Genomic DNA, 13,154 nt, shown 5'->3' with positions numbered 1-13,154 from the left:
TGTGGCTTTTAAAAGTGTGTTCTTTTGAAAACTGCTACGCACACGTTGAGCCCAGCACGCAGACTGGGCTCAACATACGCATACTCAGGGATTATTTTTTGTTAAAGCTAGAGGTCCAAGCATCGGTCTTAGCCACCGCATTCTCAGCGTTGACCTCACCGTTGACCAGGGCCTTGCCAAAGGTGGTTGCAGGATCCCAGAAGTCAGACATTGGCTTCAGGGTTGGCTGCAGGATCGAAGCATTGGCAACGGTCTCAAACAGTGCGACTGCCACAGGGTCAGCTGCGATAGCAGCATCCTTTGCCAGCGTCTTATCTGCTGGGATAACACCGTTCTTGTCAAAGTGAGACTTCTGAGACTCAGTGGAAGCGAGGAAAGCTGCAAACTCAGAAGCTACCTTCGGGTTCTTGGTGTTGGGGTTGTAAGCAATTGCCTTGGAACCGGAGAAGGCCTTCATCTGAACATCCTGGCCGTCGAGCTTGAAGGTTGGCAGGCTGGCAACGCCATAGTTATCGCCCAGAGCCTTCTTGATGTTCTTTGCATCCCACGAACCGGAGAACACAACATCTACGGAGCCATTAGCTAGCCCACCGATGCCGGAGCCCTCGGCGTCATTGACAAAGTTGGGGTTCTTCACAACGCTTGTCAGATACTTGGTTACTTCGCCAGCCTTGTCGCCAAGCTTGATGCCAGCGTTTTCATCCAAGCCGTCCTTGCCAAAGAAGGAAGCACCCGCACCTGCGTAGAACGCTGGATAGTACCAGGAGTTAGACATAGGGAAAGAGACCTTAGCCTTAGACAGCATGGTGTCAAAGGACTTAATGTCTTCCTGGTTTAGCTTTGCCTTGTTGTAGTACATGAACCAGGTGTTCGGCTCAATCGGAAGGCCATAAGCCTTGCCGTCTTGTCCCTTCACGCTGGCGGCGATGGTGTCTTCTGCCTGCTCACCGAGCTGCTTCATGCCGGCGTCGGAAAGCTCACCAACAGCGCCCGAATCCAACAGCGAGCCTAGGCGGTCATTAGCGTAGACATAGACATCAGCTGCTGCCGAAGGATCCTGGTTTACGGTCGTTGCAGCCTGATCAGCGCCGACCACCGAGTTCTTCCAGGTGATGTCATAGTCCGGATGTGCCTCTTCAAACTTCTTTTCAACGGACTGCAACCATCCGTCTGAGCCATCCTGGTCTTCCTGAGAGCTCCACACGCTCAGAGTGATCTTGCCGCCCTTAGAGTCACCCGAAGCACTCGACCCCTTGGAGTCCTTGTCGCTGGAACAGCCGGCCAAAACGAGGGTTGAAATGGCTAATACGCTGAGGGCCTTCTTTGCGTGGATCTTCATCCACTTCACCGCCTTTAGAGATTAGGGGGATAAGTTGGGGGACGACTACCTTTTCTTCATGCCCGGATAAGGCATTTTTGAAGTGGTAATCACCTGTCAAACACTTAGCTTAACTGCCTGTGACACTTTCGAGTAACCCGAAAGTTTATGCACTAACTCACAGAACCCCATATTCGCAGTCCACTCACCCTTTTTGCAACCCCCACCTGCATTAACCAACCAACTTTCCCCCTTTTCGAGGAAAACCCAATAAGAGAAAAAGTATCAATAAAGCAGCTTCTAGCTGGTAATAGGTCAGACAACTCTCAGCCCCTCACAACAAAGAAGACCCCCGAAAAGACCACCCCAAACGGAACAGGTAATAACCAACATCGGGCAGAGTGAGATCTTGCACACCATGCCCAATAACCGCGCAAATACCCGGAGATACCTCTAGCCATTCCCCGCATAAGCCAAAATATCCCCAGCCAAAGCATCGGAATCCCAGAAAATAAGAAATCCCTAGATGCTTTTACACATCTAGGGATTTCGAGCTAACGACGAGTTGCACTCGGCCCCGAAAGCCGCGCTTTCAGCCTTTCAACCTGATCTTTAATCTCAGGATTGTGCGCAACCAGCCCCTCAAACAACTTCGCTTGATCATGACTCAATCTCTTGTAGTGATCTCGCTCTTCGGAAGCCCGCATCAAATCCGCTTCAAGCACACGGGGATCTTGTCCGCCACCAGACTGCAGTTTTTCATAAGCACGTCCAAGCTCCCAAACCGTGCACGGACCCGATTGCTTCAGCATGCGAGTCTTCCCATCAATTTGCACAGGAACCTCTCGAGTGCAGGTCCAGGTATCACCCTGCTTCTCCACAGTCTCACGAACATGAGTTTCTTCCACATCATTGCCTGTAAGTAAAACCTGCGAAGCCCCCGCCACAGAGCCACCCAGAGCTAGACAGCACACCGCACCGGCAATAATTGAAGCTTTGATTTTTTGCATGAGGGATCCCCTTTTGAGAGTTGAAAAAGACGCACTATAGGGACTGCCTATAAAAATCCCCAGCGCGTTAGGTTATTTTCATGTTAACCTTAAATAAGGTTTTGGTCAATTTTCAATAACCTAAAACACAGAAAAGTGGAATCGGAACAAGAAAAAGCCGCACCCACCACCGCAAATGCGGAGTAGGTACGGCTTTTTAGTGAGAAAATTCTCAGTTAACTGAGAATTAAGCCTCGGCGATCGAGCCGCCAGCGGCTTCGATCTTTTCCTTAGCAGACTTGGAGAACTTGACACCGGAAACGGTCAGCTTAACGCTGATCTCGCCCTCGCCAAGAACCTTAACAGGCTGCTTTGCACGAACGAGGCCGGCAGCTGCGATGTCTGCAGCTGCGATCTCGCCGCCATTCGGGAAGGCCTTCTCCAGGTCAGCAACGTTGACAACCTGGTAGTAAACCTTGGAAGGGTTCTTGAAGCCCTTCAGCTTTGGCAGACGCATGTGGATCGGCATCTGGCCACCCTCGAAAGCAGCAGAAACCTGCTTACGAGCCTTGGTGCCCTTAGTACCGCGACCAGCGGTCTTACCCTTGGAAGCCTCACCGCGGCCAACGCGGGTCTTTGGCTTGTTTGCGCCCTTTGCAGGACGCAGATCGTGGAGCTTAATTGGTTCGCTCATGTTTTACTCCCCTGCCACTTCTTCGACAGACACCATGTGGCGGACCACATTGATCATGCCGCGCACTGCGGGGGTGTCCTCGTGTACGACGGAGTGGTTGATGCGCTTGAGACCAAGAGCAGCCATGTTCTTGCGCTGCTTCGGGTTTGCACCAACCAGACCCTTATGCTGAGTAATCTTCAGGGCCATGGTTACGCCTCCTGTCCTGCGCGTGCGCGCAGCATACGAGCCGGAGCAACTTCTTCCAAGGTCTTGCCACGACGAGCAGCGACCTCTTCAGGACGGTTGAGCTGCTTCAGGCCAGCAACGGTAGCGTGAACTACGTTGATGGCGTTGTCGGTGCCAAGAGACTTGCAGAGGATGTCCTGAACGCCAGCGCACTCAAGCACTGGACGAGCTGCGCCACCGGCGATAACACCGGTACCAGGTGCAGCCGGACGCATCATAACGATGCCTGCTGCTGCCTCACCCTGAACTGGGTGAGTAATGGTGCCGGCAACCATTGGAACGCGGAAGAAGTTCTTGCGAGCTTCCTCAGCACCCTTTTGGATTGCAGCTGGAACTTCCTTGGCCTTGCCGTAGCCAACGCCGACCATTCCCTTGCCGTCGCCGACGATCACGAGAGCGGTGAAGCTGAAGCGACGACCACCCTTCACGACCTTGGAGACGCGGTTGATGGTAACGACGCGCTCGATGTACTGAGAGCGCTCGTCCTGCTGCTGGTTACGACGATCATCGCGGCGTCCGCCACGGCGATCGTTCTTCTTCTGGTTGTCGTCGGCGGAGCGTCCGCCGTCACGCCGTTCACGTCCCGGCATTACGCAATCCTTCCGTTGATGTTCATGGAGATAGCGGTCATTAGAACTTCAGACCACCTTCACGAGCTGCGTCGGCCAGTGCAGCAACACGGCCATGGTACTTGTAGCCAGCGCGGTCGAAAACGATCGACTCAATGCCAGCAGCCTTAGCGCGCTCGGCGATCAGCTGACCGACCTTAGCGCCTTTAGCTTTCTTGTCACCCTCGATTGCACGAACTTCTGCTTCCAAGGTGGATGCAGCAGCCAAGGTGTGGCCAGCGAAGTCGTCGATGACCTGAACGTGCATGTGGCGAGAGGTGCGGTGGACGACGAGACGTGGGGTCTCGGCGGTACCACGCAGGTTCTTGCGGATGCGGTTGTGACGGCGTGCGCGAGCGATGCGACGACGGGTGGAAATGTCCTTGCCCACAGGCAGACGCTTGCCGTTGTTGTTCTCGTTGTTGCTCATTGCTTACTTACCCGTCTTTCCGACCTTGCGACGGATCTGCTCGCCCTCATAACGAATACCCTTGCCCTTGTAAGGATCATCCTTACGGAGGCGGCGGATGATGGCGGCGATCTGTCCGACCTTTTGCTTGTCGATACCGGAGACAGACAACTTGGTGTTGCCGTCAACAGCGAACGTGATGCCTTCCGGAGCCTCGATCAGGACCGGGTGGGAGTAACCAAGGGAGAACTCAAGGTTCTGACCCTTAAGAGCAACACGGTAGCCAACACCGAAGATTTCCATCTTGATGGTGTAGCCCTCGGTGACGCCAACAACCATGTTGTTAACGAGCGAACGAGACAAACCGTGCAGCGAACGGTTCTTGCGGTGATCATCCGGGCGGACCACGGAGATCTGTCCGTCTTCAAGAGAAGCCCGGATTGGCTCTGGAAGTTCGAAGCTCAGGGTTCCCTTAGGACCTTTAACCTCAACGAGCTGGCCGTCGATCTTGGTCTCAACGCCGGACGGAATAGCGATAGGTGCCTTACCTACACGTGACATATTTCGTCTCCTCCCTTACCAGACGTAGGCGAGGACTTCTCCGCCTACACCCTTCTCGGTAGCCTGACGATCGGTCAGCAGACCCTGAGACGTGGAGATGATAGCCACGCCCAGGCCGCCCAGGACCTTCGGCAAGTTGGTGGACTTTGCGTACACGCGCAGACCTGGCTTGGAAACGCGACGAACGCCCTCAATGGAACGCTGACGGTTCGGGCCGTACTTCAGGTTCAGAGTAAGGGTCTTACCAACCTTTACTTCCTCAACCTTGTAGTCAGCAATGTAGCCTTCTTGCTTCAGGATCTCAGCAATGTTTGCCTTGAGCTTGGAAGAAGGCATCGACACTACGTCGTGGTGCGCGTGGTTTGCGTTGCGCACGCGCGACAGCATGTCGGCGATAGGATCTGTCATGGTCATAAAAGTGACCTGGCGCCTTTCTCGTTGCGGTTCCTACCCACCTTTAAACGTGCGTTACCGCGTGCTCTCGGGCCACTTACGCTCCCCAAACTCAGTAGCTTGGGGCGCTCGCTGCCGCATGTCCACACGGTCGCATAAGGCGGGGGGCCTACAACAAAGTAGGTATGAAAATTTGTACATGGTCTCGGCTGCGCCTTCATAAGGGCGCACGAGTCCAAGTGGCCAGCGTACTCTACGTTGTTCTTCTTGCCAACTTTTTTTACAAACTTTTTTCGACGCCTGTTTTCCTAGCTAATCGACGCTCACCGCACCGTGCTCATCCACCGTTACAGTTGCGGCCATAGCACGTGCCAAATTAATCCGTTGCCAGGACCCTCGCGGACTCTGATCATCTAACGGGTAGCCAGCCTCTGACGCTGTTTGACGCAGCACTTCAGCACGTTGTTCCCATGTCAGCTGCGGAAAAGCAGATGCCAATAGTACGGGAGCGGCCTGTGGCACCACCATCGGCGCTTCTGGGGAATATACGCGAGTTTGCATCCCGTAGGTCATGCGCTCTGTGTATTGTTGCACCGCCTGTTGCTGCGCCCCTATGTCTGCAGCGCACTCGGACAGGTTCTTCCCACAGCGCCATTCCAACTCCGCACGTAGTTCTGCTCCGGCAGCATCCAATGCCGCTCGCATCTTTGGATCATTAAGACGGTCTGCTGCAGCCGCATTCCCCGTCATTCGTCCGCCAATCACATCCAACGGGTAGTGAACCCCAAGTACTACGCGATTGAATCCTGCTTCCGAGCCCCTATTCAATAGCTGAGCTGAGAATTCAGGCAACATATAGGCCCACAGAGCAGTCGTCCATGCCGCCTGGTTCGTGTGCCCCGAGGGGAAAGAACCCGATGTTGGATACAAGTCATGATGATCAACTCGGTACTGGCGAATCGCATCGGGATGTGCAATGTATGGGCGTGGATTACGGAAAATGTTCTTTTCTACGAATGTGGAGCTTGCTGGTCCCCCGGCGCGTGCCGTCCAGCCGCCAAGAAGCATCTGTAGTTTAGGAAGCCGATTCTCTGCGAGCGCAGTGCGCAGATGCCCTCCAAGTGTGGGGCCTAAAGCATCCGAAAATGCCATGAGTACGCCATCACGCTCAGTGAGAGCGTCGTGCTGCGCCCGGGCCACGGTATCTGGAGCGGCCTCATTATTAATGCGTATCGACGTCGCCGAGTTTTCTTCTATCGCTTTCGGATGGTTCCTGCGCAGGTCTTCAAAGTTAGACACCACATCGTAATAAGTTCCTCCGCTATAAGAACTGATATCGGAGATGTACCCCACGTAATCTGCCGGGCTAAACGGTTGCGGAGTCGGGGCACCAGGATGCACAACAGGCGGAGCAACCAGGGATGAACCTGCTTGTGCTTCTGGGGGTATAGGAAGGGAAGATTGTGCGTTTACTGGTGCGGTTAAAGCAAAGATACAAGCCGTGGTACATAACGAGCTCAGTAGTCGGCGATTCATCTTGGACAAGGTTTCTCCTTAATAGGTCAGCCGCAGCCTTGTATATTTTCAGCGCCGAGTCTCTGAGATGTGCGGACCGTCGTGCCGCTACCATTCCAAGTGCTCAACGTTATTTTCACTTATACCAAGATATGAATCGTGTAAGCAGAGTTCCCGAGGGTTGGGCCTCTTAACAGTCGCAATCGATCAGAAACAAGAGAGCCCCTGGAAAACACGTTCTTTTCTTTACTACCCCGATAAGAAACGCCCATCCTGCATTTTTATTCTGACTACCCTGCCCCCTTAAGGAAATTTTCCTAACGCCTACCCACACCTTTCCACGATAAAAAATTCATTATGAAATGCATCTCGTTTTCTTTTTTAAAGTAGTGCTCTGTGTGATGGTGCTTTCCTGAGCGCTGCAGTATTCGGCGAAAACATCACTGGTCGTTCCGTTACGACGATCGCCGCTGTTTATAATCCTGTCCACGCCGATGCAATAGCATCACAAACGGGGAATCGGATCACCAGTTGGTCTCTGCCGTGAAATATTTCATGACCATTTGGAAGATCTCTCGCTCTTCGCAGAGTTTCCCAACTTTCCAGCTCTCGTCTGCGCTGCACATCAGAGGTTTCCTAGGCTTGCTACACCAATTGTTCTACGCAAGCACGTTTGCTAGTGCCGACGTCTTCAGCCACGCATACAAAGCTCGGTGACAGTTCACTACAGGGTTTTAAGTCCAGTTCAGGGCCCTAAAATTCGAATGCATTATCTTAAGGATTTCTCTCGATACCGTGCAGCGAAAATTGGAGTGACAAGTGCACCCAATCCACCTCCGGCCATCAGGAAATATGCAACGGCCTTAATGGCAAACCCACTGAAAACCGTGGAACCCAATATAAGAAGAACCGCCCCAGCTACCGAACAAAGCACGCTCATTAGAGTTGCTAATTTGAAACGCCAATTCCAGTTAGAGAAACTCCCCTGGTCTCCAAAGCCATTTTTTGGATCTACCATAATTTGTTTCCTTTGTTAGTGATCACTTTTCGAGCACATCAAAAGTTCATTGCCTCATCTTTAAAAAAGATCCCGGAAAAGAGCCTATGACTTGCTGTATAACGCAATTTAAAATCACAAAATATTGCGACCCTTAGGAGATTGTTTGTGAAAGCTCTGCTGACCGTCTCCAAAGAAAAGGCCAGACCATTCCCCGCTTCAAAATAACTATGACAGACAAAGAGCGGTTGCTAATGGAGCAACTGCTAGAACAAGTCACCAGCACCAACATAAGGATTCACAGGAGCACACAGCATCGAGGCTCCTTTACACACGATTCTTAAGAATCATGATGGAGAAGGACCTACTTACTAAGTATCGCCAATCTTTCAAGAAGACTCCGATCACTAATCCCGACACCAAACACCATAATAACCTGCTAGATCACCAATTCAATCCCCATTGCGTTGTCAGCAGCCCCCCCCAGGACACCGAAAATTCATAACATGTCCATCTATATTCGCAGGCAACAAAAGTAAAACGCCCTATGACAATCATCTTGTGTATCGATCAGATTCCACGAGCTTTCCTGCCAATTCAATGAACGAAAAACGTGAAGAAAACAAGGGGCACAACACCCCAGTCACCACACTTGCTCGCCATGATGCGTAACGAGTCTTTACTCCCCCCAGTCCAGGAAATAGTAATCCTAACTTCCCCTGTTCAACTAAAAGCATCAAATATACAAGAAAGCTTTTTCTATCGACCAGCGTTATCGATATCGCGGTCGCATTGTTTTCTTTTCGGCTTCTTCGTAGCGGCACCGAGTGGAACGGTTTTTGTCAGCATACGTCCATTGCCATTGCATTTTTAGTCGCAGCAACTATCGTTTTCGTCATAGGCGTTGTACAGAAAAGCTCCAACGAACCAGAAAAAGATTCTTAAAACCACACGCCCTAAGCCAGCTGAGTATGCCATCCCCCAGCGCACTCAGCCGGCTTACGCTCTTTTAACCTTTCTAAAAGAGCACCTTGGGATCCGCTCCGGTAGCCAGAGCTGCCGCGAGCACAATACGCGATTGTCCCGCCCGCAAGTAATTCGAGCCAATCACGCCCTTTTGTGCAAGAGTAGCTCCGCCGCCTGCGCCGCCGTAGGTGCCTTCCACGAGCCCGGCATCCACACGTGTGGTCATAACTATTGGGATATTTTTCTCCGCAGCAGCCACGATTCCCTCTGCGATATCGCCACCGACGTTTCCTGCGCCCATCCCTTCAATGACCAGAGCCTGTGCACCGGTGGAGATGGCGGCGTCGACAAGCGCACGAGGCGCACCCGGATAGGCCGCAATAATGTCTACCCTGTACGACTCCAACGGTTTAAAGTCCAGCGGCTTAGGCCGTACCAGATCTTCGCCAGCATTAGTGCGGAAACCATCTTTTTCAGAGGTATGAGATTTGTATGCTCCTCGCGCCCGAATCAATGTACCGCCAAAAGCAATAAAAGTGCCTTTTCCTTGGTTTTTGGGATCTGTTGCTGCGGTAACAGCCAGCGTTAGGTTGTCCGGACCGTCGGTGTGGGGATCGTCGAAAGGCAGCATCGAACCGGTAAAGACCACAGGTTTATCACCGCTAAGGAAGGTGTCCACGGCGATGGCCGATTCCTCCATCGAATCAGTACCGTGCGTAACAATTACGCCTGTGACGTTGTCTTCCTTCACTGTCTTAAGTACTTCGCGGATGATGTTGTCTGTATCCTTCAACGTCATCGCAGAGGAATCCAACTGGCTTACCTGGCGTACTTCAATAGTGAGCTTATCTTTAGAGAACTTTTTATATACGGGTGCTACAAGTTCTTCGCCGCTTACCGTGGGGACCAAAGCTCCATCAACATTGGTGCTAGCAATAGTTCCACCAGTAGATAAAACGACTAAATGACCAGAGATCGCTGAATAATCTACGTGCTTGTCGCTGCTGGAGTCGGCACCACTGGGCTGAGAATCTCCCTGCGAACACGCCGTAAGTACGCCTATACTGCCGGCGGTCGCTAGAGCAGTGGCTCCGAGAAAGCGGCGGCGAGAAAAAATTTGTGTCATGTGATCCTATCTTCCTTCTTGCTACTCAATGCGGCCAATGATTCCATTCACCGCAACGCTTATAACTGCTGTCGCGCAAATACCAAAAGCACCTTTGCAGGGATGTGATGCCAGTGAAAACTACTGTCACAATCATGTGCCCATACAAAGGTGCTCATCGGTGTTCTTTATGCCTATTCCGCGGCATGCGCTAGACAACGATAGAAAAACTAGCTACACGGCATCAGCTTAGGAAGCACAACCTTAGCCAAACCGCCAAGGGAGGTCTCGCGGTACTTAGAATCCATATCTTTACCGGTCTGATACATGGTGGCAATGATCTGGTCTAGCGATACCGTCGGGTTCGACTCACGCTGCAAAGCCATATTTGCGGCGTTGACGGCCTCCACAGCAGCCACGGCGTTACGCTCGATGCACGGAACCTGCACCTGGCCGCACACGGGGTCACAGGTGAGACCCAAATTGTGTTCCATTGCGATCTCAGCTGCAATGAAGACCTGCTGCGGGGTTCCACCCATAAGTTGCGCAACACCGGCCGCTGCCATCGAACAAGCGACGCCCACCTCTCCCTGACAGCCGACCTCAGCGCCAGAAATAGAAGCGTTCATCTTGTAGAGCGCACCGACCACCTTGCAGGTAAGGAAGTAATCGGTGTACATCTTCTCGTCCACAGGCGCCACCAACTTATCCCAATAAGACAGGACAGCGGGCAGTACTCCACAAGCACCATTTGTCGGAGACGTAACTACGCGACCGCCAGCGGCGTTTTCCTCGTTGACAGCAAGTGCGAACATATTAAGCCAGCTCATCATGCGCAATGGCTCATTCTCACTCGTATTTTCCAAGCGCGTCCGCAGTGCTTTAGCACGACGTGGAACACGCAGCTCACCGGGGAGGATTCCTTCAGTACTCGATCCGCGCTCGATGCCAGTACGCATCACATTCCAGACTTTGGCCAGGTGAGTACGCACATCCTCTTCCGAGGCAGCGGCCGTCTCATTGCGCCACTCTAGCTCCGGAATGCTGAGCCCTTCGATATCGCACATCGTGAGGAATTCTTCCGCACTACGATAAGCAAACGGTACAGAAGAAGTGTCCTCATCGGCTGCACCGAAGTGCTCCTCATCCACGATGAATCCGCCGCCGATAGAGAAATAGGTTTTATGCAGAAGCACTTCTTCTTCAGAGAAGGCCGTGATGGTCATGCCGTTTTCGTGCAACTGTAAGCAAGTGTTGTGGAAGACGATGTCCTTCCCGCGTGGGAAGTTCACCAGTTTCTTTCCACCGGAGAGAGGCAGACGCTGAAGAGAGGCTACCTCTTCCAAGAAACTTGGCATTGCATCGATGTCCACGGACTCTGGTTCAAAACCAGCAAGCCCCATGATGATGGCTTTATCGGTTGCGTGTCCGACACCGGTGAGGGACAAAGAGCCATAGACGTCTGCTTGTACGCGAACGGTGGCGTCGAGAAGCCCTCGTGCCTCGAGTTCATCGGCAAAGGCCTTTCCTGCCTTCATCGGGCCGAGCGTGTGTGAGCTCGAAGGGCCGATGCCGATCTTGAACATATCGAAACTACTGATAAACATTCTTGCTCCTAGGGAACAGTGCGAGGTTATCGCGGGAAACTATGGGGTGTTTTAGATTGCTTGAACGATGTTGTAGAAGATCGTGCCAAAGGCAACAAGACCCATGAAGAAGATGAAGTAGTTCGAGAGACGCCCACGGTACTTCTGCAGAGCAGGAACCTTGTGGATGGCATACATCGGCATCAGGAAGAGGAGGATAGCGATGGTAGGACCGCAAAGTGTCTCAATCATTCCGAGGATGGAGGGATTCAACCAACCGACAAGCCATGCGGTGACCAGCATGAAAGCCAGCGTGATGAGTGCAAGTTTACGATCGCCCTTAGCCTCAGCTGGAGCATCCGTACCCTTCTTAGCGATCAAACCCTGGAAACCTTCTGCAGCGCCGAGGTAGTGGCCCAAGAAGGACTTAGCCACAGCAATCATGGCGATGATGGGAGCAGCCCACTGGATGACGGGATTATCAAAGTGGTTAGCCAAATAGGAAAGGATAGTGATGTTCTGTGCCTTTGCTTCGGCCAGATTCTGTGGGGAAAGGCTTAGTGCACAAGAGAACACAAAGAACATAACCACGCAGACCATAAGAATCTGTGCAACCCGGAGGACCTTACCGGTCTTCTCATCAGCATGAATGCCATACTCTTCACGCTTTTCTACCGCAAAGGAAGAAATAATGGGCGAATGGTTAAAGGAGAACACCATAACGGGCACCAAGAGCAGCAGGGTTACCCAGATGCTGTGACCAGTAGCTGCCTTAGCAGACTCCAGGGAGAAGGTGCTGAATAACGCTGTGTTCCACTTAGGTACCAAGTACAGGGACAACAGAACCAGAATGCCGATGAATGGGAAGACCAGCACGCTCATAGCCTTGACGATGACGTCACGTCCGAGGCTCACAACAAAGATCAGGCCACCAACGAGGATGAGGGACATGATCCAACGAGGCCATGGGGTCACTCCGAGCTGGTGCTCCAGGAATGAGTTAACGGTGTTCGTGATGGTAACCGAGTAAACAAGAAGGATGGGATACACAGAGAGGAAATAAAGAATGGTCATGAAGGCACCAGCCTTCCGACCAAAATGCTCCTCAACAGCATCCGTGAGGTCTCCGCCCTCTTTAGAGGTAGAAAGAACGAAGCGCGTCAAGCCGCGGTGTGCCCAATACGTCATGGGGAAGGCGACGATCGTCATGACGATCAGCGGGATGATACCGCCAATGCCTGCGTTAATAGGAAGGAAAAGGACACCGGCACCGATGGCGGTTCCGAAAAGGCTCAAAGCCCAAACGGTGTCACTTTTACGCCACTTCGGTGCCGATGTCGAGTGAGACGGCGACGAGTCTGACGATGATGAATCGGCCGAGCCTGAGTTTGCTGGCACGGAAATTGTCTGCGACATGGGTTCTCCAAAAATTCTCGCGAATTCCAAACCAAAGAATTCAGGAAGTCCTTGTCGCTCTTATCCGTCCCCTTGACTTGCCCTGCCCCATCATGATGGGACCTCAGCATAAGCACTAGGAAAACAAGAATAGGAGCCAATGGCGACATGTGACGCCAGTTACCATTAACATCCTTCTGTCTTTGGTGTTACATCTGGACAATAACCACGGAAGTATGCAGGTTAAAAATATTAACCGGCTATTTTTGTGTAATTAATATCTCCCTAGCAGACCCTTGCTTCTCCAAAAACCAATTGTTCACTAGATATCACATGAGATATCCCCCGTTTGTGCAGCTCAACAAAACGGACATCAGTTACCCCACAGCG

Annotated in this window: 12 protein-coding genes; all 12 read right to left on the bottom strand. The window is 52.3% G+C overall.

The genetic code is table 11. The features are described 5' to 3' along the window. Nucleotides 1–91: 91 nt before the first annotated feature. The 12 genes from CULFRC11_RS02080 to CULFRC11_RS02020 all read right to left on the bottom strand — a co-directional run bounded on the left by CULFRC11_RS02080 (nt 92) and on the right by CULFRC11_RS02020 (nt 12,785). Nucleotides 92–1,339: an extracellular solute-binding protein gene (locus CULFRC11_RS02080; RefSeq protein WP_023635123.1), complete on the bottom strand. Its 1,248-nt coding sequence runs from the start codon at nt 1,337–1,339 to the stop codon at nt 92–94. A 533-nt stretch (nt 1,340–1,872) separates the two neighbouring features. Continuing rightward, complete coding sequence (locus CULFRC11_RS02075; protein WP_023635122.1) at nt 1,873–2,328, bottom strand: hypothetical protein; 456 nt, start codon at nt 2,326–2,328, stop codon at nt 1,873–1,875. Nucleotides 2,329–2,554: 226 nt separating this feature from the next. After that, nucleotides 2,555–3,001, bottom strand: a complete 447-nt coding sequence (gene rplO / locus CULFRC11_RS02070) for a 50S ribosomal protein L15 (RefSeq protein ID WP_013241230.1) — start codon at nt 2,999–3,001, stop codon at nt 2,555–2,557. Between the two features lie 3 nt (nt 3,002–3,004). Next, a complete protein-coding gene (gene rpmD, locus CULFRC11_RS02065) occupies nt 3,005–3,190 on the bottom strand; it encodes a 50S ribosomal protein L30 (protein WP_013241229.1) in 186 nt (61 codons plus the stop codon). A 2-nt stretch (nt 3,191–3,192) separates the two neighbouring features. Then, nucleotides 3,193–3,819 carry a 30S ribosomal protein S5 gene (rpsE, locus tag CULFRC11_RS02060; protein ID WP_013241228.1) on the bottom strand — a complete coding sequence of 209 codons (627 nt, stop codon included), beginning with the start codon at nt 3,817–3,819 and terminating at the stop codon, nt 3,193–3,195. A gap of 40 nt (nt 3,820–3,859) precedes the next feature. Then, the gene (gene rplR, locus CULFRC11_RS02055) at nt 3,860–4,267 is read right to left on the bottom strand and encodes a 50S ribosomal protein L18 (protein WP_013910812.1); all 408 of its coding nucleotides are present in this window, start codon (nt 4,265–4,267) and stop codon (nt 3,860–3,862) included. A 3-nt stretch (nt 4,268–4,270) separates the two neighbouring features. Further along, the gene (gene rplF, locus CULFRC11_RS02050) at nt 4,271–4,807 is read right to left on the bottom strand and encodes a 50S ribosomal protein L6 (RefSeq protein ID WP_013910811.1); all 537 of its coding nucleotides are present in this window, start codon (nt 4,805–4,807) and stop codon (nt 4,271–4,273) included. A gap of 15 nt (nt 4,808–4,822) precedes the next feature. After that, the gene (gene rpsH / locus CULFRC11_RS02045) at nt 4,823–5,221 is read right to left on the bottom strand and encodes a 30S ribosomal protein S8 (protein WP_013910810.1); all 399 of its coding nucleotides are present in this window, start codon (nt 5,219–5,221) and stop codon (nt 4,823–4,825) included. A gap of 291 nt (nt 5,222–5,512) precedes the next feature. Continuing rightward, nucleotides 5,513–6,736: an acid phosphatase gene (locus CULFRC11_RS02040; protein WP_023635121.1), complete on the bottom strand. Its 1,224-nt coding sequence runs from the start codon at nt 6,734–6,736 to the stop codon at nt 5,513–5,515. Between the two features lie 1,994 nt (nt 6,737–8,730). After that, nucleotides 8,731–9,804, bottom strand: a complete 1,074-nt coding sequence (locus CULFRC11_RS02030; RefSeq protein WP_023635117.1) for an asparaginase — start codon at nt 9,802–9,804, stop codon at nt 8,731–8,733. A gap of 209 nt (nt 9,805–10,013) precedes the next feature. Beyond that, complete coding sequence (locus CULFRC11_RS02025; protein ID WP_023635116.1) at nt 10,014–11,390, bottom strand: L-serine ammonia-lyase; 1,377 nt, start codon at nt 11,388–11,390, stop codon at nt 10,014–10,016. Between the two features lie 51 nt (nt 11,391–11,441). Next, nucleotides 11,442–12,785 carry a serine/threonine transporter gene (locus tag CULFRC11_RS02020; protein ID WP_031269999.1) on the bottom strand — a complete coding sequence of 448 codons (1,344 nt, stop codon included), beginning with the start codon at nt 12,783–12,785 and terminating at the stop codon, nt 11,442–11,444. Nucleotides 12,786–13,154 lie beyond the last annotated feature (369 nt).

Source organism: Corynebacterium ulcerans, from assembly GCF_000767685.1.
GTDB lineage: Bacteria > Actinomycetota > Actinomycetes > Mycobacteriales > Mycobacteriaceae > Corynebacterium > Corynebacterium ulcerans.
Note: the sequence above shows the minus strand (reverse complement) of the source record. Positions and strands in the feature narration are given on the sequence as shown.